At 67.1% G+C, this 19,009-nt stretch carries 20 protein-coding genes; 13 read left to right on the top strand and 7 right to left on the bottom strand.

What is annotated here, in order from left to right; translation table 11 throughout:
* Nucleotides 1-118: 118 nt before the first annotated feature.
* From PKE80_RS17760 to PKE80_RS17745, 4 genes are all read right to left on the bottom strand, one after another.
* On the bottom strand, nt 119-721 hold the full coding sequence (locus tag PKE80_RS17760; protein ID WP_271183626.1) for a M23 family metallopeptidase: 603 nt from the start codon (nt 719-721) through the stop codon (nt 119-121).
* Nucleotides 722-950: 229 nt separating this feature from the next.
* Nucleotides 951-1,739, bottom strand: a complete 789-nt coding sequence (locus PKE80_RS17755; protein WP_271183625.1) for a ferritin-like domain-containing protein — start codon at nt 1,737-1,739, stop codon at nt 951-953.
* A gap of 104 nt (nt 1,740-1,843) precedes the next feature.
* Nucleotides 1,844-2,314 (bottom strand): peroxiredoxin, encoded by a 471-nt coding sequence (locus tag PKE80_RS17750; protein WP_211150671.1) that lies wholly within the window; start codon nt 2,312-2,314, stop codon nt 1,844-1,846.
* Nucleotides 2,311-5,025 carry a bifunctional [glutamine synthetase] adenylyltransferase/[glutamine synthetase]-adenylyl-L-tyrosine phosphorylase gene (locus tag PKE80_RS17745; protein WP_271183624.1) on the bottom strand — a complete coding sequence of 905 codons (2,715 nt, stop codon included), beginning with the start codon at nt 5,023-5,025 and terminating at the stop codon, nt 2,311-2,313. Before PKE80_RS17745 ends, PKE80_RS17750 begins: the two co-directional genes overlap by 4 nt.
* A 218-nt stretch (nt 5,026-5,243) precedes the next feature.
* Between PKE80_RS17745 and PKE80_RS17740 the strand changes: the two genes are divergently transcribed.
* The 6 genes from PKE80_RS17740 (at nt 5,244) to PKE80_RS17715 (ending at nt 9,694) form a co-directional block, all read left to right on the top strand.
* Complete coding sequence (locus tag PKE80_RS17740; RefSeq protein WP_271183623.1) at nt 5,244-6,971, top strand: M28 family metallopeptidase; 1,728 nt, start codon at nt 5,244-5,246, stop codon at nt 6,969-6,971.
* Nucleotides 6,956-7,948: an agmatine deiminase family protein gene (locus PKE80_RS17735; protein WP_271183622.1), complete on the top strand. Its 993-nt coding sequence runs from the start codon at nt 6,956-6,958 to the stop codon at nt 7,946-7,948. Before PKE80_RS17740 ends, PKE80_RS17735 begins: the two co-directional genes overlap by 16 nt.
* 49 nt (nt 7,949-7,997) lie before the next feature.
* Nucleotides 7,998-8,123 (top strand): hypothetical protein, encoded by a 126-nt coding sequence (locus PKE80_RS17730; RefSeq protein WP_256434585.1) that lies wholly within the window; start codon nt 7,998-8,000, stop codon nt 8,121-8,123.
* Between the two features lie 195 nt (nt 8,124-8,318).
* A complete protein-coding gene (locus PKE80_RS17725; RefSeq protein ID WP_051586844.1) occupies nt 8,319-8,549 on the top strand; it encodes a hypothetical protein in 231 nt (76 codons plus the stop codon).
* A gap of 22 nt (nt 8,550-8,571) precedes the next feature.
* On the top strand, nt 8,572-9,459 hold the full coding sequence (locus PKE80_RS17720) for a bestrophin family protein (RefSeq protein WP_036525784.1): 888 nt from the start codon (nt 8,572-8,574) through the stop codon (nt 9,457-9,459).
* Between the two features lie 10 nt (nt 9,460-9,469).
* The gene (locus tag PKE80_RS17715; RefSeq protein WP_271183621.1) at nt 9,470-9,694 is read left to right on the top strand and encodes a hypothetical protein; all 225 of its coding nucleotides are present in this window, start codon (nt 9,470-9,472) and stop codon (nt 9,692-9,694) included.
* A gap of 233 nt (nt 9,695-9,927) precedes the next feature.
* Here PKE80_RS17715 and PKE80_RS17710 read toward each other — a convergent pair whose 3' ends face one another.
* Nucleotides 9,928-10,605 carry a spermidine synthase gene (locus PKE80_RS17710; protein WP_271183620.1) on the bottom strand — a complete coding sequence of 226 codons (678 nt, stop codon included), beginning with the start codon at nt 10,603-10,605 and terminating at the stop codon, nt 9,928-9,930.
* The gene (gene thrS, locus PKE80_RS17705; RefSeq protein ID WP_271183619.1) at nt 10,602-12,596 is read right to left on the bottom strand and encodes a threonine--tRNA ligase; all 1,995 of its coding nucleotides are present in this window, start codon (nt 12,594-12,596) and stop codon (nt 10,602-10,604) included. The genes PKE80_RS17710 and thrS overlap by 4 nt, the downstream gene beginning before the upstream one ends.
* Nucleotides 12,597-13,000: 404 nt before the next feature.
* On the opposite strand from thrS, the gene PKE80_RS17700 reads away from it, so the two are divergent.
* Genes PKE80_RS17700 through PKE80_RS17690 form a run of 3 tightly spaced genes read left to right on the top strand, consistent with a single transcriptional unit; the run spans nt 13,001 to nt 13,973 of the window.
* Nucleotides 13,001-13,585, top strand: a complete 585-nt coding sequence (locus PKE80_RS17700; protein ID WP_069708527.1) for a hypothetical protein — start codon at nt 13,001-13,003, stop codon at nt 13,583-13,585.
* Nucleotides 13,582-13,776 (top strand): helix-turn-helix transcriptional regulator, encoded by a 195-nt coding sequence (locus tag PKE80_RS17695; protein WP_036525793.1) that lies wholly within the window; start codon nt 13,582-13,584, stop codon nt 13,774-13,776. The genes PKE80_RS17700 and PKE80_RS17695 overlap by 4 nt, the downstream gene beginning before the upstream one ends.
* A 44-nt stretch (nt 13,777-13,820) precedes the next feature.
* The gene (locus tag PKE80_RS17690) at nt 13,821-13,973 is read left to right on the top strand and encodes a hypothetical protein (RefSeq protein ID WP_155986255.1); all 153 of its coding nucleotides are present in this window, start codon (nt 13,821-13,823) and stop codon (nt 13,971-13,973) included.
* A gap of 151 nt (nt 13,974-14,124) precedes the next feature.
* Here the strand turns inward: PKE80_RS17690 and PKE80_RS17685 are convergent, their stop codons facing one another.
* Nucleotides 14,125-15,462, bottom strand: coding sequence for a glycosyltransferase family 39 protein (locus PKE80_RS17685; RefSeq protein WP_271183618.1), 1,338 nt, complete (start codon nt 15,460-15,462; stop codon nt 14,125-14,127).
* 250 nt (nt 15,463-15,712) lie between these two features.
* On the opposite strand from PKE80_RS17685, the gene PKE80_RS17680 reads away from it, so the two are divergent.
* The 4 genes from PKE80_RS17680 to PKE80_RS17665 form a co-directional block, all read left to right on the top strand.
* The gene (locus tag PKE80_RS17680; protein WP_271183617.1) at nt 15,713-16,489 is read left to right on the top strand and encodes an alpha/beta hydrolase; all 777 of its coding nucleotides are present in this window, start codon (nt 15,713-15,715) and stop codon (nt 16,487-16,489) included.
* Nucleotides 16,490-16,494: 5 nt separating this feature from the next.
* A complete protein-coding gene (locus PKE80_RS17675) occupies nt 16,495-17,376 on the top strand; it encodes a tetratricopeptide repeat protein (protein WP_211150663.1) in 882 nt (293 codons plus the stop codon).
* Between the two features lie 10 nt (nt 17,377-17,386).
* Nucleotides 17,387-18,379, top strand: coding sequence for an LLM class flavin-dependent oxidoreductase (locus PKE80_RS17670; protein ID WP_036525801.1), 993 nt, complete (start codon nt 17,387-17,389; stop codon nt 18,377-18,379).
* A gap of 93 nt (nt 18,380-18,472) precedes the next feature.
* On the top strand, nt 18,473-19,009 hold a 537-nt coding region (locus PKE80_RS17665; protein WP_271183616.1), incomplete at its 3' end, for an NAD(P)/FAD-dependent oxidoreductase.

Genomic DNA, 19,009 nt, shown 5'->3' with positions numbered 1-19,009 from the left:
GGGGCGGCCCACCCTCGTGACGGGCTGCCCCCTTTTTTTTGGCGCATCGCGGAACACAGGCAAAAGAAAAGGCGGCCTTGTGAGCCGCCTCTTCCTCCTCTCAACAGGAAAACGCTGGTCAGTTGGCCGAAGCAAGGCTCGGCTGCTGCATGTAGGGGACCGGGTTCACGGCCTCGCCGTCGACGCGCACTTCGTAGTGGAGGTGCGGGCCGGTCGAGTTGCCGGTGGAACCGACGTAACCGATGATGTCGCCCTTGTGGACGCGCTGGCCTTCCGCAACGTTCAGGCGCGACATGTGGCCGTAGCGGGTCTGCATCTCGCCGCCGTGCTCGAGCGAGATGAACAGGCCGTAGCCGCTGAACCACGAGGCGCGGCTGACGGTGCCGTCTGCGGTGGCGTAGACCGGGGTGCCGGTGGGAGCGGCGAGATCGACGCCCTTGTGGGCGCGGCGACCGCCGAGAATGGGGTGTTCGCGCATGCCGAAGGTGCTGGTCATGCGCTCTTGAGCGAGGGGGTTGCGCGAGGGGATGGCGACGGTGGCGATGCCGCCGACGGCTGCCTTGGGCTTGGCGGCGGCAAGGCCGGTTTCCTCATAGTTCTGCCAGGAGCTGAACAGCTGGCTGAACTGCTCGTCCTCACCGCCGGTGACCGACTGGTTCGCGGCCTGGCTGGTGCGCAGGGTGGAGGAAATGTCGGCAGCGGCAGCGCTGCTGTTGGCCATTGCAGGTTGCGCTGCAATGGACAGTCCCGCTGCGACGAAAACGCCGGTCACTGCGCGGAACTTGGCGAAAAATTTCGTTACGACCACTCGCAATACCTTGCTTATCCGCCGTCATTCCGAGGAAAGCGACGCTATTTTGAGCACGCCGAAACCGGTCGCGCCAAGGAGTATGGAGATCGTCGGAACCCCCCGCCGTCTCGTGAGTGTGACTTATGCCGTTAGTTTTGGCTCAGGCAAGCGCGGTATACAGATCGCGCGACAAACCGGCAGCGAGCCGCGCCGAGTCGTTGAACGGCGGTTTAACCGACCCGTGAAAGTAACGAAAAACCAAGGATTTCCACAGCTCTCCCGGGTCCTCGCCCAACCGTTCAGCGTGGTTGGCGAAATGATTTGCGCCGAATCGAACGTGGGCGATTTCGTCGTCAAGGATGCGTTCGAGGATGCATGCGCCGCGTTCGTCGCCCATCGTGCGGACCCGCTCGATCGCCGTGGGCGTGACGTCCAGCGCGCGGGCTTCCAGCACCATCGGCACGACGGCGAGGCGACCGCCGACATCGCCCCGCGTCTCGTGCGCGGCGCTCCACAGTCCGTCATGGGCGGGCAGGGCGCCGTAGTGGCTGCCTTGCGTGCGCAAATGCCTGTCGATCAGGGAAAAATGCATGGCCTCGTCCGCTGCGACCTTGAGAAAGTCGGACACGAACTGCCGCCCCATCGATTGCCCGAACCGCCCGGCCATATCGAGCGCGAGATCGATCGCCACGAACTCGATATGCGCGAGCGCGTGCCACAGGGCGATGCGGCCCCGTTCGCCCCCTCCCTTGCGCCGGGGCATCTTGCCGGGCGGCAGCAGTTCGGGCGAGTCCGGACGGCCGGGGGTCTCGGGCATGGCGGCGTCGAACGCGAAGGCGAGCCTCCCGAGCCGCCAGTCGCGCGCGACCTTGCGCGTCGCCATCACCTTGGCGTGCGGGTCGCATTCGAGCAGGGCGGCACGGATGGCGGCGGCGATGGTGGTCTGCATTGCAGTTCTCCCAAGTTTCGTCATTGCGAGCGCAGCGAAGCAATCCAGGGCGGCTTGAGACTGCTCTGGACTGCTTCGCTGCGCTCGCAATGACGAGGAGTGAGTTACAGCGCCTTTGCGGCTTCCAGCACCTTGGCGGCGTGGTCCTTGACCTTCACCTTGTCCCAGACTTGCGCGATCTTGCCGTCCGCTCCGATCAGATACGTGGTGCGGACCATGCCCATGTAGGTGCGGCCATAGTTCTGCTTCTCGGTCCAGATGCCGAGCGCGTCGGAGAGACCGTTCTCCTCCGCATCGGTCGCGAGCGGGGCCTTGAGGTCGTGCTTGGCGATGAAGTTCTGGTGCTTCTTCGCCGAGTCCTTGCTGACGCCGAGAAGGGCGGTGTTTGCCGCTTCGAACTCGCCCTGCAGCGCGGAAAACTCGATGTTTTCGGTGGTGCAGCCGGGGGTCGCGTCCTTGGGGTAGAAGAACACCACCAGCTTGCGACCGGCGAAGTCGGAGGCTTTCACGCTGCCGCCGTCCGGCGTTTCAAGGGCAATGTCGGGGAACGGGTCGCCGATGTGCGGGCGGGTCATGCGTCTATCTCCAGGGTTTCGTCGAAGGCCGCGCGCCAGGCGTCCGCGATGTGGCGGCGCGCCGTTGCGAGGCCCGTTTCGAGCGCTTCCCAGTCCCCATAGCCGCATGCGCGCACGAGTGCCAAGCGCGCTGCAGGGCCAGGCACTTGCGCATCGGGCGCCAGCAGCCGTCCGGCGACGAGCAGGCGGGTAAGCGCGTCGTGCGCCTCGACCAGCGCGGCATCGACGAGTCCCGCTGCGGCCAGTCCGCGCACCGCCTCGCCGAGATCGGGATCGAGGCCGGGTCCGCGTTCACGCAGCTGGATGAAGTGGACGATGAACTCCAGATCGACCAGCCCGCCGCGCATCAGTTTGACGTCGAGCGGGCCGCCCGGCGGCTTGTGGCGGGCCATCTTCTCGCGCATGTTCAGCACGTCGGCGCGCAGCTTTTCCGCATCGCGCGGGGCGGTGAGGACGGCGTGCACGACTGCGGCCAGCGCCGCGCGGCCTTCGGGCGAGCCGTAGAGCGGGCGGGCGCGGCACAGCGCCATGTGCTCCCACGTCCACGCCTGCTCGCGCTGGTAGGTTTCGAAGCTTTCGAGGCTGGCTGCGGGTGGCCCCTGCTCGCCGGAGGGGCGCAGGCGGGTATCGACCTCGAACAATGCGCCTTGCGCGGTCGCGACCGACAGCGCCGAGATCGCCCGCTGCGACAGGCGGTTGTAATAATGCGTGGCGCCCAGCGGGCGGCGGCCGTCCGACTCGCGGCGGAAGTCACCGCTGAACAAGTATACAAGGTCGAGGTCCGAGGCGTGGGTCAGCACTCCGCCGCCCATGCGGCCGAGGCCGAGGATCAGCATCTCGCTCTGCGCGATATGCCCATGGGTGCCCTCGAATTCCTCGGCGGTGGCATCGGTAAGGACGACCAGCGCGGCCTCGGCGATGCGGGCGAGGGCGTGGCCGATGGCGATGGGATCGTTCGCGCCCTCGATCAGCTGGACGCCCAGCTTGAAGCGCAGTTCGCCCACCTTGCGCCGCACCGCGTCGAGCTTGCGTTCGTAGTCGTCGCCCGCCTCGAACCGCGTCAGTTCGGCGACCAGTTCCGCAACGCTGCCGGGCAGGTCGAAGGCGCTGGCGTCGATCAGCGGGTCGAGCAGGTCGGCGCGGCGGGCGAGGGCATCGGCCAGCGGCGGGGCAAGGCCGAGAATGCGCGCCAGCATCTCGATCAGCGCCGGGCGGGCCTGCAGCAGGTTGAACAGGTTGATGGCGCTCGGCAGGTTGCCGAGCAACTGCTCCCACCGGGCGAGCGCGCGATCGGGTTCGGGCGCGGCGGCAAGCGCGGCGAGGAGGTCCGGGGCGATCGCGACGAACGCCGCCCGCGCGGCATCGGAACGCAGGGCGCGGACCTTGCCGCCGAGCCAGCCCTCGATGCGCTGGGCGACGGCGGCGGGATCGGCGAAGCCCAGTGCTTCGAGGTCCTCGGGCATGGTCGACTGGTCGGGCACCGCGACCGCGCCGGTGGGCGTATTCGCCATGATCAGCGTGTCGTAGCGCTCGCCCACCGCCTCGGTGATGGCGGTGAGTTCGTCGAGCAGGGCCTGACCGCTCGCCATGCCGTCGAGCCGGGCAACCGCCTCGATGCCCTCGGCGGTTTTCGGCAGGCTGTGGGTCTGCTGGTCGTGCTGCATCTGCAGACGATGCTCGATCGTGCGCAGACGGTCGTAGTGCTCGCCGAGCAGGCGCGCTTCCTCGGCCGGAACCAGCCCCGCCTCGGCCAGCGCGTCGAGCGTCGCGCGGGTGCCGCGCAGGCGCAGCGCCGGGTGGCGGCCGCCGTGGATCAGCTGGTGGGTCTGGGCGTAGAACTCGATCTCGCGGATGCCGCCGCGGCCTTTCTTGAGGTCGAAACCGGGGCCGACTTGCGGGGAGCCGCGCGTGCTGGCGCGAATCTGCGCGGTCAGGCGGCCGATCTCGGCGATGGCGCCGAAGTCGAGGCTGCGGCGCCAGACGAAGGGGCGGATCGCGGCGAGGAACGCCTCGCCCGCCGCGACGTCCCCGGCGCAGGACCGGGCACGGATGAAGGCGGCGCGTTCCCAGGTCAGGGCGGAGGATTCGTAATGGCTCAGCGCGCCTTCGACCGGGATCGCCAGCGGGCTGACTTCGGAGGCCGGACGCAGGCGCAGGTCGACGCGGAAGACGTAGCCTTCGTGTCCGACGTGCGAGAGGATCTCGACGACCGCGCGGGCGACGCGCTGGGCGGCCTCGCCGGGCTCGTCGCGCTCGCGGCGGGGCAGGAGTTTCGGGTCGAACAGCAGGATCGGGTCGATGTCGGAGCTGTAGTTCAGCTCCCCGGCGCCGTGCTTGCCCAGTGCGAGGGCGAAGAAGCCTTTTGGCTCGGCAGGGTCGTAGTCCGGCACGCGGCGGCGGATTCCGGCGACGATCGCAGTGTCGAGTGCCCGGTCGGCGAAGGCGGAGAGGGCGCCGGTCACCTCCAGCAGCGGGAAGGCCCCCGCAAGGTCGCCGATGGCGAGAGCGAGGCCGAGCGCCTGCTTCTCCCGGCGCAGGGCGGAGGCGGTGTCGGCGACGCCCTCCCCTGCCTTGCGGGCCAGCGCGAGGGCGGCCTGACCATTGCCGGCCTGCAGCAGTTCCGTCACGGCGGGAAGGCGATCGAGCGCGTTCGCAAGGAACGGCGCATGGGCGCGGGCGCGGTCGATCGCGCTGGTCCAGTCGGCACTCATGGCGGGCGTTCTGCCCGTGGCTTGCGGTTTGGGCAAGCGCGCTGACCCACCCCCGCCCCCTCCCGCAAGCGGGAGGGGAGAAGAAGGGGTGCCCCTCCCGCTTGCGGGAGGGGTAGCGAGAGTTGGCAGCTTGCTGCCTACTCGCAGCGGGGTGGGTGGCCCTTGCCCCCATCCGCGCCGTCTGGCACCTGTGCGCCCGTTCGTCTGGAGGTCCCCCCATGAAGCCTTACCTGCCGCTCGTCGCGCTGGCCGCGCTTGGCGTTTCGCTCGCCGCTTCGGCCCAACCCTTGCCCAAGGGCACCGCGCTGAAGCCGCCCGCCGATGCAGGCGCGCAGCCGGACGTTCCGGTGGACCTGATGAAGGCCGTCACCAAGCGCCTCTCCGCCGACGACTTCGAGGGCCGCGCGCCGAGCACCGCGATCGAGCCGAAGGTGCTCGACTACATCGTCGCCCAGTTCAAGGCGGCGGGCCTGCAGCCGGGCAACAAGGGCCAGTGGCTCCAGCCGGTGCCGACCGTGGAGATCACCGCGAGCGACTATACGCCGCTCAGGGTTTCCGGCGCGGCGTCGTCGCTCTCGTTCAAGCCGGGCGACGACTATGTCGCGTCGAGCTACCGGGTAACGCCGAAGTCGCAGGTGCAGGACAGCGAACTGGTCTTCGTCGGCTACGGCATCAACGCGCCCGAACTCGGCTGGAACGACTATGCCGGGCTGGACATGAAGGGCAAGACGGCGGTGATCCTCGTCAACGACCCGGACTATGCGATGGAGGGCGAGCAGGGCCTCTTCAAGGGCCGCCGCATGACCTACTACGGCCGCTGGACCTACAAGTTCGAGGAAGCCGCCCGGCAGGGCGCGACCGCCGCGCTGATCGTGCATGACACGTTCCCGGCGGCCTACGGCTGGAACGTCGTCAACTCCAGCTGGACCGGCGCGCAGTATTCGGTGCAGACCCCGAACGACGCGATGGACCAGACCGTCGCCAACGGCTGGATCCAGAAGCCCGTGGCTGAGGCGATTCTCAAAGCCTCGGGCAAGGACCTCGCAGCGCTGACGAAAGCGGCGCAGACCAAGGGCTTCAGGCCGGTCCCGCTCGGTCTCAAGGTCAGCTTCGGGTTCGACAATGCCATCCGCCGCTCGACGTCCAACAACGTCGTCGGCGTGCTGCCGGGCAAGTCGCGGCCGGACGAGGTCGTGCTCTATTCGGCGCACTGGGACCACCTCGGCCACTGCACGCCGCAGAGAGGCAAGCCGAACGACGACATCTGCAACGGCGCGGTCGACAATGCCGACGGCGTCGCGGCGCTCACCGCCATCGCGAAGATGAATGCCGAGACCGGGCCTGCCGAGCGCAGCCAGGTCTTCGTGGCGCTGACGCTAGAGGAATCGGGGCTGCTTGGCTCCGAGTTCTACGGCGCCAACCCGATCTATCCGCTCGATCACACCGTCGGCGGAGTGAACATGGATGCGCTGCTGCCTGCGGGCCGCGCGAAGTCCTACACCCAGACCGGCGGCGACAAGTCCGAGCTGGGCGACCTCTACCTCGCTGCGCTGAAGGCGCGTGGGCTGACCGACGTGCCTGAGGATCACCCGGAGCGCGGCGGCTACTACCGCTCCGACCACTTCAGCCTCGCCAAGCGCGGCGTGCCGATGTTCAACGTCGAGCGCAGCGGCGACCTCATGAACGGCGGTACGGCGGCGGGCGAGAAGGCCGCGCAGGACTACACCGACAACCGCTACCACGCCCCGGCCGATGAATACTCGGAAAACTGGGACTGGAGCGGCATCACCCAGGACGTCGAACTGTTCTACGACCTCGGCCGCACGCTGGCGGACGGCACGATGTGGCCGAACTGGCGCGCAGGCGACGAATTCCGCGCGATCCGCGACAAGGCCATCCACGACCGGGACTGCGCCGCTGCAACCAAGGGATGCAACACCAAGTGACTTTCACTCTCCCCCCCGAATGGGCCGCGCAGGACTGGTTGTGGATTGGTTTTCCGCATGATCCGGTCGAGTGGCCCGGCTTCCTCGAACGCGCGCAGGAGCAGATGGCGGATTTCGCCAGCGCCGTCGCCGAGAGCGGACAGGAAGTGCGGCTGATCGTGCGCGACGAGGCGAATCGCGCCCGCGCATTGGAACTGGTGTCGGACAAGGTGAAGCTCGAAACCCGCCGCTATGGCGACGTCTGGCTGCGGGATACCGGGCCGCTTGTTACCGTGGACTCGCATGGTAACCGCAAGGGCATGCGCTTCGGCTTCAACGGCTGGGGCGGCAAGTACCTGATGGACGGCGATCAGGAGATCGGCGAGGAACTGGCGCGCGATGCGGGTCTCGACGTCGAGATGGCAGACTGGATTCTCGAAGGCGGCGCGATCGATGGCGACGGCACCGGGTTGGTGGCGGTGACCGAGCAGGTCTTCCTCAACCCCAACCGCAACCCGCACCTTACCCGCGCCGACCTCGACATGCGGCTGCAGCGCGATCTCGGTTACGAACGCGTGTTGTGGCTGGGCGATGGCCTGATCAACGACCACACCGACGGTCACGTCGACAACCTCGCCCGGTTCGTGGCGCCGAACCTGCTGGCGGTGCCGCGCGCGACCGGCAGGGACGATCCCAACGCCGCGATCTACGCCGACGCGAAGGCGCGGGCCGAGGCGATGGGCGTCAAGGTTGCCGAAGTCCCTTCGCCGGGCCGGGTCGAGACCGATGGCCGGGTAGAGCCTGCCAGCTACATGAACTTCGCGATCACCTCGAAGCTGGTGGTCGTGCCGATCTACGGAACCGAGCATGACGAGGAGGGCGTCGCCGCCATCGCCGCGCTGTTCCCGGACCGCGACACTCTGGGCGTCATGGCTGATGCGGTGCTGGCGGGCGGCGGTTCCTTCCACTGTTCCAGCCAGCAGATGCCGTCGGTCTGACACGTTGCCTTAACGCTTTGGAAACCACTGCGCGTGCATAGTCGCGCGCATGGCTCGCATCGTCGCTCTCGCGCAGGTTCATCGTCCCGTCATCGGGAGCGAATGGTTGCGCCCGCTGATCGTCGGTGGCTGCGCATTGGCGCTCATCCTCGCGCGCGACGCACTGCCCTTCTGAGCGCCATGCCGTTCATCGGCCGGCAATCTTTTCAAACAAATTCAACGTTTCGTGACAGAGCGTGGCTGCGTCTTGTCTCGCTTGTTGCACTGCACACCTAGATATTGCGTTGCAGCAAAGTTTTGTCGCATTGGAATGATGCAATCGAAATCGGGCGTCCCCAATCTTTAAGGCGACCCTTTGATGGAGATGACAATGCGCAACATGACTGACGCCGACCGCGCCCGCGTGCGCGAATCGTTCATCGGCAACGGCCTGCTTTTCCTGTTCGGTTGCGGCGTTCTGGCCTTTCTGGTCGCCGTGGACCGTGTAGACTGGTTCTCGATCCGGCCCGCCACCGGAACTTCGATCGCGATGGCCCGTTCGACCGAGGGTGCTCCCAAGGTCGGCCCCGCCGCTGCCGAGCCCGTGAGCCCGAAACCGTGACAACGGAGCCTGCCAGGACCCAATGATCGTCGCCAAGATACCGAGTTCCACCCGCGTCATCCAGGAGATCTGGAAGCCGCTGACGCTGCTCTTCGTGTGGGACGTGATCGTCACGATCACTTATTACATACTCCCGTTCAAGGCGCCGGAGCTGCCGATCACGCTGTTCGGCTCGGCGCTGGCGCTGTTCCTCGGCTTTCGCAGCAACTCGGCCTACCAGCGCTGGTGGGAAGGGCGCGGGCTGTGGGGCCTGATGATCAACGCCAGCCGCAACATCGCGCGTGCGGCCCGCAACTTCATGCCCGACCCCGAGGCGTCGGAGCTGAAGCGGGAGATCGTCTATCGCCAGATCGCCTACGTCAACGCGCTGCGCTGCCAGCTCCGCCGTCTGCCGCAGGACGAGGAAGTCCTTCGCGTATTTCCCGGTGACGAGAAGGACCCCGCATTCAGCCGCGTCAACGTCGCCAACGGCATTCTCGACGGCACCGGCCGCCGCATCGATCAGGCTCGCCGCAAGGGCTGGATCGACACCATCCAGCAGACGCAGATGGAGGCGGTCCTCGTCGATATTGCCAACTCGCAAGGCGGCATGGAGCGGCTCAAGAACACGCCGTTGCCGTTCCAGTACCGCTTCATCCCCGAAGTGTTCACCCACCTGTTCTGCGTCCTCCTGCCGATCGGGCTGGTCGAGACGTTGCAGTTCGCGACGCCGCTGGGCTCGACGATCGCAGGGCTGATGTTCCTCGCGGTGCTGGCGATCGGTGACGATCTCGTCGACCCCTTCGCCAACGACGTCCACGACCTGCCGCTCAATTCCATGTGCCGCACGATCGAGATCGACCTCCTGCAGGCGATCGGCGAGCCAGCGCCCGCACCCGTCCAGCCTGACAAGCACGGGGTGCTGTGGTAATCTTGGGGGTATGAAGCTCTACAAGGATCGTCAGGTCACCAGCGCTGCGCTGCGCTTCGGCAAGGTCTTCAGCGCGGAAGCCCGGGCGGATTTCAGTCCGGTCGGGCTTCTGGCGGTTGGGACCATGGTTACCGGGATATTGCTCGGCAGTGCGGTGATCGTGGCGGTTTCGAAGGGCTCGAAGAAGAAAGCAGGGGAGCATGGCTCCCCTGCACCCCTGTTACCGTCGAGCTGATTGCGTGCAGCGGCATTGCGCACAAAATGTGAGGCCCAAAATTTCGTCATTGCGAGCGCAGCGAAGCAATCCAGGGCAGTGCTGCACCGCCCTGGATTGCTTCGCTGCGCTCGCAATGACGAGAGTGAGGTAAAGCGCCGCAGGCTATTTTGGCCTGCAATCCATACGGAACGCTGCAGCGCGCGCTACGACGACAGTAAAGGGGTCTGGGGCGATGGCCCCAGGATTTTCCTTTACTCGCTCTTCGACGCAAACCAGATGACGTGCTTCGGCCCCTTGCCGTTGCTGCGCGCGTGGACCTTCACTTCGTCCACCGCGAATCTCGCCCGTTCGATGCGGCGGGTGAAGGCGGGATCGGCGCCGGCCGACCAGATCGCCAGCACGCCGTCCGGGGTCAGCGCCCCGTAGGCTTCGCGCAGGCCGACCTTGGAATAGATGACGTTGTTGTCTTCGCGCACCAGCCCGTCGGGGCCGTTGTCGACGTCGAGCAGGATCGCATCGTAGTCGCCGTGGCCGTCGACGATGGCCTGCGCGACATCGCCCATCACGAGGTTGACGCGCGGGTCTTCGAGGCAGTCCCCGGTCAGGTGGGCCATCGGGCCGCGTGCCCACTGGATGATTTCGGGCACCAGTTCGACGACGGTGATCTTCGCATCGGCGGGCAGAACCCGAAGCGCGGCGCGCAGGGTGAAGCCCATGCCGTAGCCGCCGATCAGGAAGTGCGGGCGCTTGGAAGAGCCCTTGATCCGGTCGTAGGCCATCGTCGCAAGGGCCTCTTCCGAGCCCCACTTGCGCGTGCTCATCAGCTCGTTGTGGCCGATGACGATCATGAAATCCTTGTCGTGGCGGAACAGCTCAAGCTTCTCGCCGTCCGGAATCCATGCACTGTCGAGGAGTTCGCGCTGGATCATGCCTTCAGATCCGGCGCGGTCGCCTCTGCCGTCAGCAGGGCGATGGCTTCATCGAGGGTCATGACCTTCTGGTGCTCGGCGCCGAGCGTGCGCAGGGCGACGGTGCCTTCCTCCGCCTCGCGCTTGCCGACGACGACGAGGTGCGGGACCTTCTTGAGCGAGTGTTCGCGCACCTTGTAGTTGATCTTCTCGTTGCGCACGTCGGTTTCGACGCGCACGCCCGCCGCCTTCAGCTTGGCGGCGACTTCGGCGGCATAGCCGTCGGCGTCCGAAACGATCGTCGTCACCACGGCCTGAACCGGGGCCAGCCACACCGGCAGCTTGCCCGCGAAGTGCTCGATCAGGATGCCGATGAAGCGCTCGTACGAACCGAAGATCGCGCGGTGCAGCATGACCGGGCGGTGTTTCTCGCCGTCTTCGCCGATGTAGTGCGCGTCGAGGCGCTCGGGCAGCATGCGGTCGGACTGGATCGTGCCGACCTGCCAGGTGCGGCCGATCGCGTCGGTCAGGTGCCATTCCAGCTTGGGCGCATAGAACGCGCCTTCGCCGGGCAGTTCCTCCCAGCCGTATTCCTCGGTGGCGAGACCGGCACGCACCACGGCGTCGCGCAGTTCGGCCTCGGCCTTGTCCCACTGCTCGTCGGTGCCGATGCGGTTGTCCGGGCGCAGTGCCAGCTTGATCGCGTAAGTGAAGCCGAAGTCGCGGTAGACCCGGTCCGCCATCTCGCAGAACGCCTGCACTTCGCCGACGATCTGGTCTTCGCGGCAGAAGATGTGGCCGTCGTCCTGCGTGAACTGGCGCACGCGCATCAGGCCGTGGAGCGCGCCGTGCGGCTCGTTGCGGTGGCAGCAGCCGTTCTCGACGATGCGCAGCGGCAGGTCGCGATAGGACTTGATGCCCTGCTTGAAGATCAGGACGTGCGCCGGGCAGTTCATCGGCTTGAGCGCCATCCACTGCGCGTCGTCCGAGATGATCGGGCCGTCGTCCTCGGTGTTGGGCACTTCGTCGGGGATGACGAACATGTTCTCGCGGTACTTGCCCCAGTGGCCGGACTGCTCCCACTGGCGCGCGTCCATGACCTGCGGCGTCTTCACTTCCTTGCAGCCCGCGTCGTTGACGGCGCGGCGCATGTAGTCTTCGAGCGCGCGATAGATCACGTAGCCCTTGGGGTGCCAGAACACCGAGCCGTGCGCTTCGTGCTGGAGGTGGAACAGGTCCATCTCATTACCGAGCTTGCGGTGGTCGCGCTTGGCGGCTTCTTCGAGGCGCGTCAGGTGCTCGGCCAACTGCTTCTTGTTGAGCCAGCCGGTGCCGTAGATGCGCGAAAGCATCGCGTTGTTCTGGTCGCCGCGCCAGTAGGCGCCCGATACGCGCGTCAGCTTGAAGGCGGCGGGGTCCAGCTTGCCGGTCGAGGGCAGGTGCGGACCGCGGCACATGTCGAGCCAGTCGTCGCCCGACCAGTAGACCGTCAGCGGCTCGTCGCCGGGGAGTTCGGCGGCCCATTCGGCCTTGAAGCTCTCACCCTGCTGCTTCCAGCGGCTAATGAGCTGTTCGCGGTCCCACACTTCGCGGCGCAGCGGCTTGTTGGCGGCGATGATCTTGCGCATCTCCGCCTCGATCGCGGGCAGGTCCTCGTCGGTGAACGGGCGCTCTGCCGGGGCGAAGTCGTAGTAGAAGCCGTCGTTCGTCGAAGGACCGAAGGTGATCTGCGTGCCGGGGAACAGCGCCTGCACCGCTTCGGCAAGGACGTGCGCGAAGTCGTGGCGGGCGAGGTCCAGCGCTTCGGCCTCGTCGCGGCTGGTGACGAGCGCGAGGCTGGCGTCGCCGGTGAAGGGGCGCGACAGGTCGACCAGCTCACCGTCGATCTTCGCGGCGAGGGCGGCCTTGGCGAGGCCGGGGCCGATGGCGGCAGCGACGTCGGCCGGGGTCGAGCCTTGCGGCATCTCGCGCACGGAACCGTCGGGCAGGCTGATCTTGAACATTTCGGACATGGACGAACTCATTCTCTCGTTTGCCCCATGCCATACCAGAGCATGTGGGCGGAAAACCTTTGGGGGCGCCATGGCACAGGCGCGCCTCCGGGTGAAGGTGCGGCGTCGGCTGAAATGGCTCTATTTCGGAAACGAGAGACGCCAATCTCGCCCGAAATCCGGGCGACGGCGGTTCGCGTGATCAGCCTGCGACCAACCGTGCCCGGACGAGCCGAGTAGTCTGGGTCGTAGTCTTGGCGGTGCGCAACAGCATGAGCGCGATGTAGCGATTCGGGCGCGGAAAGCCAAGCGTGGTCCCGGGATCACCCGATGACGACGAGGTTACTTTCCATAATGTCAATGTTGCTTGACTTATGATGACTAGAGTGACAAACGTCCTTTACACATAAGCAAGGAGGCTTGTCATGACGGACCAAACCCTGTCGCGCGGACCCGCTTGGTTCTGGGGTGGCGCGTTTTTCGTAGGCATGTTCGGCACAGGGTTCGCCGCGCGTGCGCTGGATCTGGGGTCGATTCCCTCGGCGCTGGTGATGATCCCACCGATGCTGCTGCTGATCCCGCTGGTCCGCGCTTCCGAGAAGGCACAGGCAGCGTGCGGAGCGCTGTCTCCCGCAACGCGGCGCTACAATCGCCGGGGCCTGATCTGGGCGTTCGGTTATGTGATCTTCCTGTTCGTGGCCGTCTTCGGGGCCAAGTCCGGCGCATCCGGGCCTCTGCTCTGGCTGCTGGCGCTGCTGCCGGCGCTGCCGATCTTCTTCATGCTGTGGACGATGGCGCGCTATCTGGTGGAGGAGACCGACGAGTATCTTCGCCTGCGTGTCATCAACGCGGCTCTCTGGGCCACCGGGCTGCTGCTGGCGGTGGCGACCGTCTGGGGCTTCCTCGAGACGTTCGAACTGGTCCCGCACGTTCCCGGCTGGGCCGCCGTGCCGGTGTGGGCGGTGGGACTGGGCGCCAGCTCTATCGTCAATCGCTGGAGGGAGGCGTGAAGAACCGCCTCAAGGTCCTGCGCGCCGAGCGCGGCTGGAGCCAGCAGGATCTGGCCGAGCGGCTGGAAGTCTCGCGCCAGAGCGTCAACGCGATCGAGACGGGGCGCTACGATCCCTCGCTGCCGCTGGCCTTTCGCATCGCCGACCTCTTTGGTATGACGATCGAAGAGATATTCCAGAGGGGCGAGTGATGGCTGGCGGGCCGTTGAAGCGAAGGCGTGGGGCACGGGTCGGCGTGGCGGTAGCGATCGCGGCGGCTGTCGCGGTGTCGCTGGGACTGTTCCAGTCCGCCGCCGAACCTGCCCGGCCGCGTGAGGAGACCGGTTTCGGCACGATCCGTGCCGATGGCAAGGTGATCCTGCGGGTCGTGGCGCCGATCCTGTACTGAGCGGTGCTTTCTGCGCAGGGGCTTCGACAAGCTCAGCCTGAGCGGGAATAGGGGTATTTCTGAAATCCGCTCAGGCTGAGCTTGTCGAAGCCCCTGCGCCTCACGCTGCCACGTTGCCGGTTCACAACCACCCGTCCAGGGCTCGAGCCCTTCAGTGCAGAGTATGCACGTGCGTTCCGCGTTCGCTCAGCTTGCCCAGCGCCGTCATCGCCAGCCACCCGGCCGTCATGCAGACCCACGGCATCACCGGATAGTGAAACCGCGACTGGCCCGAGAACACGAGGCAGATCAGCGTCGGATAGAGCGCGATCCCGTAAGGCAGCAGCCACCAGCCGATCCACCGCTGCCCGTCGCGCCGACGTCTTGCGATCATCACGAAGAACGCGGCGCCAAAAGCCGCCATCAGCAGCACGTAGTACCCCTGATTGAGCACCCGCACCGCGCGATAGACCATCTCGAACCGCGCATAGCCCGGCGCGCCGCCCTGATAGGCCCACTCGGCCTCGCCATCGGGCAGCCAGAGGCGCAGGAACTTCTTCGGCAGCAGCTTGGCGAAGCGGTCGGGATGCGCGGTGATCCACGCCATTCCCAGTCGCCGCGCCTCGGCGTCGCGCGCCACTTCGTCGAGGCCGGGGCGGGCCATCAGCTCCTTCACCACCGGCGCGTCGGGGGTGTAGTCGCCGGTCGCGGTGTCGTGGTTGCCGGTGAGGAGCGTATAGCCGCCGTTGGTCGAGACCGCGACCCAGTGGCCCAGCTGGATCTCGTTGCGGATCGTCCAGGGCAGCACCGTCAGCGCGGCGAGCGCGAGCACCAGCAATCCCTCACCGAAAAGGCGCGGGAAGCGCTTCCACACCTGCCCCATCCTTAGCCACTCGATCGCGAACAGCAGCGGCACTACCACCAGCGTCTGCGCCTTGACCATGGTGGCAACGCCGAACAGGAACCCGGCGCTGACGAGGTGCCAGCGGCTGGTGCGCGTCACGATCACCCAGCATCCCGCCATCAGCAGCGCGGTGTAGAACACCTCGGTCAGCGCCAGCGGGACGTAGCCGATCGCGTTGGGGTAGACCGCCAGCAGCAACAGCCCGGCGCGCGCTGCGCCCTCCGAGCCGAACAGGCGGCGCCCCAGCGCCAGCGCCATGGCGCCGATCAGCATTGCGCTCACGAGGTTGAACAGGCCGAGCGAAACCTGGCCGGCGCCGAACTTGGCGAACACCAGCCCCAGCGCGATCGGCCAGCCTGCGGGCCAGAACGCGGTGGGCGCCCCTTGGTTGTCGAGATAGCCTTGGCCCGCCGCGAGACTGACGGCGCGCGTGAAATACCACTCCGCATCGGACGTTGGCGCCACGTCGATCAGCAGCACCGCCACCCGCAGCGCGAAATACAGCGCCCAGATACCGAGCAGCACCGAGCGATCGGTGGCGAACCATTCGAGCCGCAGCGCAAGCCGGGACGGGCGGGTGGGGAAGTGGATGACCTTGGCGCTCATATCGGCCCGAACGGTTAGCGGTCGGGACTTAAGATCGCATTACGGTAAGGGCGTCCAGAGGTTTCGATACCAATCTGGCCCACCCCGTCCGGCTAGGCCCTGCGGGCCAAGCCTCCCGGCCCTCCCGCAAGCGGGAGGGCGATGCCGCCTTCTTCTCCCCTCCCGCTTGCGGGAGGGGCCGGGGGTGGGCCTTTTCTTAATTCGCACCGTCGCCTTGCCCTGCAGCCAACCACTTCCCACTAAGGGCACCATGACCTCGACCAGTTATCTCGATCTCTCCGACGGGCGTTCGATCGCCTACCGTTTCACTCCCGGCACTGGCCCGGTCATCGTCTTCCTCCCCGGCTACATGTCCGACATGGCCGGTTCCAAGGCCGCCGCCCTGTTCGAGATGGCGCGCGCCAGCGGGCTCCCCTGCCTGCTGTTCGACTATTCCGGCTGCGGCGCATCGCCGGGCGACTTTGCCGACGGCACGCTCACGCGCTGGAAACAGGAAGTGCTCGCGCTCGTCGCCGCGCTGGAAACCGAGGAGAAGATCGTGCTGGTCGGTTCCTCGATGGGCGGCTGGCTGATGCTGATGGCGGGCCTCGCGCTGGGGGACCGGCTGGCGGGCCTCGTCGGCATCGCACCGGCGCCGGACTTCACCGAATGGGGCATCCCCCAGATGGACAAGGCGCTGCTCGCGGACGGGGAAATCCTCTTCGAGGACAATCCCTACGGCCCCGAGCCGACCCCCACGCACCCCGGTTTCTGGGCAGACGGACAGGCCAACCTGCTGCTGGAGGGCGAGATCGCCATCGACGCCCCGGTGCGCCTGCTCCACGGCCAGCGCGATCCCGACGTGCCTTTTGAAATCTCCCTGAAGCTGGCGGAGAAACTGCGTTCAGCCGACGTGCAGGTCACGCTGATCAAGGACGGCGATCATCGCCTCTCGCGTGATGCCGACATTCGCCTGCTCCTGCGCACCGTCGCGGAACTGGTGCTTCCGTTGGCAGGGCCCCGCGCAGAGGGCACCCCGGAGTCCTGATCCCCATGTCCTCGCTGCTTCTCCTCCTTCCGCTGATGGCCCAGGTCGGCCCTGCTTCCAGCCTGCCGAGTTCGGCACGGCCCTATGCTTCGCAGCTGCCGCTGGAGATCATCGAGAAGAAGGACAAGGAAGACCGCGACCGCCGCGCCCGCGAGGCGCAGAACGTCGCCATGCCTGCCGCCCGCAGCAGCGCCGGTTGCATGAGCGCGGTCGAGGCGAACCCGGAGAAATCCGCCGAACTCGCCCGCAGCGCGCTGGCCGACGCCATCGGGCGCGAGCGGGTGCGTGCGGGCCTGTGCCTCGGCGTGGCGCTCAGCGACCTCGACCGCTGGGACGAGGCGCGCACCGCCTTCACCAATGCCCGCGATGCCGCGGATCCTGCCGACCATGCAAGCCGCGCGCGTCTGGGGGCGATGGCGGGCAATGCCGCGCTCGCCGCCGGGCAGGCGGGGCAGGCGCTCTCGCTGCTCGCCCCTGCAGCGACGGACGCCAAGATCGTCGGCGATGCGGACCTCACCGCCTCGATAGCGCTCGACCGTGCGCGCGGGCTGGTCGCCGTGAAGCAGCCCGACGAGGCCGCCAACGCCCTTGCCGAAGCGCGCGCCGCGCAGCCGGACAATGCGCAGGCGTGGCTGCTTTCGGCCACGCTTTCGCGCCGTCAGGACAAGCTGGCACAGGCGCAGACCCAGATCGAGAAAGCTGCGAGCCTCGCTCCGCAAGACCCCGAGATCGGGCTGGAGGCGGGCGTCATCGCCATGCTCTCGCACAACGATGCCGCCGCGCGGCGCAGCTGGGAATCGGTCGTCGCGGCCGCGCCTTCCAGTGACGCTGCGGTGACGGCGAAGCAGTACCTATCCCAGCTCGGCTCTCCTGATCCGGCAAAATAAGGTTTCTCCCATGATCCCGATGTCCGTCCTCGATCTCGTCACCGTCCGCGAAGACGGCACTGTCGCGGAGGCGCTCGATATCTCCGTAAGGACCGCGCAGGCGGCCGAGCGCGCGGGATACCGGCGCTACTGGGTGGCCGAGCATCACGGCATGGACGGCATCGCGGGCGGCGCGACCTCGGTGGTGCTCGCGCATCTCGGCAATGCGACCAGCACGATCCGCATTGGCGCGGGCGGGATCATGCTGCCCAACCACACGCCTTACGTGATCTCCGAGCAGTTCGGCACGCTGGCGGCGCTGTTCCCCGGCCGCGTCGATCTCGGTCTCGGCCGCGCGCCGGGCGCCGACGGGCGGTTGGCCCATGCGCTGCGCAAGGACATCCACGCCGCGTCCGAGCGCTTCCCCAACGACGTGGTGGAACTGCGTGCCCGGTTCCAGGGGCAGGCGGCGGGCGGCGTTCCTTCGCCTCAGGCCGCGGGGGCGGATGTCGAGATGTGGATTCTCGGCTCCAGCCTGTTCGGCGCGCAGCTGGCGGCGATGCTGGGCCTGCCTTACGCCTTCGCCTCGCACTTCGCTCCCGCCGCACTGGATGATGCCGCGCGCGTCTACCGCGAGCGGTTCGAGCCCTCCGAAACCCTGGCGAAGCCGCACTTCATGGCCGCGATCAACGTGGTCGCCGCCGATACGGACGAGGAGGCGGTCTACCTGTCCTCCTCCACCGACCAGAGCTTCGTGGCGCTGCGCTCGGGCAATCCGGGCCGCCTGAAGCCGCCGGTACGCGATTACCGCGCCGGTCTTCCCGGCGCGGCGCGGGCGATGCTGGAGCAGGTCCGCTCGGTCAGCGCGGTCGGCAGCCCGGCGACGGTGCGGCAGGGGATAGAGGACTTCGTCGCCCGCACGCAGGCGGACGAACTGATCGTCAGCATCGCCACGTATGATCCCGAGGCGCAGATTCGCTCGCTGGAACTGACGATGGACGCGATGAAGCAGCCTGTAGGCTGAACGTTTGTCCAGCAATGCGATGCCCCCTATCAAGGTAACTAGATTTCGCCTGGGGCATTGACCGCGCGGTTAAATTGCGGAACTCAACGCGCCATGGAAAAATCAGACGTCGTCATCGTGGGAGCGGGACATGGGGGAGCGCAGTGCGCGCTCGCCCTGCGCCAGAACGGGTTCACCGGAACCATCACCGTCATCGGCCGCGAGCCGGAGCATCCTTACGAGCGCCCGCCGCTCTCCAAGGAATACTTCGCGCGCGAGAAGACCTTCGATCGTCTCTACATCCGCCCGCCGACGTTCTGGGCTGAGAAGGAGGTGACTTTCAGGCTCTCCACCGAAGTCACCAGGGTGGACGCCGATGTGAAGGAACTGACGCTCTCGAACGGCACGACCTTCGGTTACGGCAAGCTGGTCTGGGCGACCGGCGGCGATCCGCGGCGCCTGTCGTGCGGCGGCGCCGAGCTGGCGGGCGTCCACGCGGTGCGCACCCGCGAGGACTGCGACATGCTGATGGCCGAGGTCGATGCGGGCACGAAGAACATCGTCGTCATCGGCGGCGGCTATATCGGGCTCGAGGCAGCGGCGGTGCTGTCGAAGATGGGGCTGAACGTGGTCCTGCTCGAAGCCCTGCCG

The organism is Novosphingobium resinovorum (assembly GCF_027922145.1).
In the GTDB taxonomy this organism is placed as follows: Bacteria; Pseudomonadota; Alphaproteobacteria; order Sphingomonadales; family Sphingomonadaceae; genus Novosphingobium; species Novosphingobium resinovorum.
Note: the sequence above shows the minus strand (reverse complement) of the source record. Positions and strands in the feature narration are given on the sequence as shown.

Bases quoted from the DNA above. Each gene is read 5' to 3' on its own strand.
- PKE80_RS17700 (WP_069708527.1), top strand. From the start codon at position 13,001: ATGACGGACCAAACCCTGTCGCGCGGACCCGCTTGGTTCTGGGGTGGC.
- PKE80_RS17710 (WP_271183620.1), bottom strand. From the start codon at position 10,605: ATGATCCAGCGCGAACTCCTCGACAGTGCATGGATTCCGGACGGCGAG.
- PKE80_RS17740 (WP_271183623.1), top strand. From the start codon at position 5,244: ATGAAGCCTTACCTGCCGCTCGTCGCGCTGGCCGCGCTTGGCGTTTCG.
- PKE80_RS17760 (WP_271183626.1), bottom strand. From the start codon at position 721: ATGGCCAACAGCAGCGCTGCCGCTGCCGACATTTCCTCCACCCTGCGC.
- PKE80_RS17755 (WP_271183625.1), bottom strand. From the start codon at position 1,739: ATGCAGACCACCATCGCCGCCGCCATCCGTGCCGCCCTGCTCGAATGC.
- PKE80_RS17750 (WP_211150671.1), bottom strand. From the start codon at position 2,314: ATGACCCGCCCGCACATCGGCGACCCGTTCCCCGACATTGCCCTTGAA.
- thrS (WP_271183619.1), bottom strand. From the start codon at position 12,596: ATGTCCGAAATGTTCAAGATCAGCCTGCCCGACGGTTCCGTGCGCGAG.
- PKE80_RS17675 (WP_211150663.1), top strand. From the start codon at position 16,495: ATGTCCTCGCTGCTTCTCCTCCTTCCGCTGATGGCCCAGGTCGGCCCT.
- PKE80_RS17720 (WP_036525784.1), top strand. From the start codon at position 8,572: ATGATCGTCGCCAAGATACCGAGTTCCACCCGCGTCATCCAGGAGATC.
- PKE80_RS17670 (WP_036525801.1), top strand. From the start codon at position 17,387: ATGATCCCGATGTCCGTCCTCGATCTCGTCACCGTCCGCGAAGACGGC.
- PKE80_RS17745 (WP_271183624.1), bottom strand. From the start codon at position 5,025: ATGAGTGCCGACTGGACCAGCGCGATCGACCGCGCCCGCGCCCATGCG.
- PKE80_RS17730 (WP_256434585.1), top strand. From the start codon at position 7,998: ATGGCTCGCATCGTCGCTCTCGCGCAGGTTCATCGTCCCGTCATCGGG.
- PKE80_RS17685 (WP_271183618.1), bottom strand. From the start codon at position 15,462: ATGAGCGCCAAGGTCATCCACTTCCCCACCCGCCCGTCCCGGCTTGCG.
- PKE80_RS17735 (WP_271183622.1), top strand. From the start codon at position 6,956: ATGCAACACCAAGTGACTTTCACTCTCCCCCCCGAATGGGCCGCGCAG.
- PKE80_RS17725 (WP_051586844.1), top strand. From the start codon at position 8,319: ATGCGCAACATGACTGACGCCGACCGCGCCCGCGTGCGCGAATCGTTC.
- PKE80_RS17680 (WP_271183617.1), top strand. From the start codon at position 15,713: ATGACCTCGACCAGTTATCTCGATCTCTCCGACGGGCGTTCGATCGCC.
- PKE80_RS17715 (WP_271183621.1), top strand. From the start codon at position 9,470: ATGAAGCTCTACAAGGATCGTCAGGTCACCAGCGCTGCGCTGCGCTTC.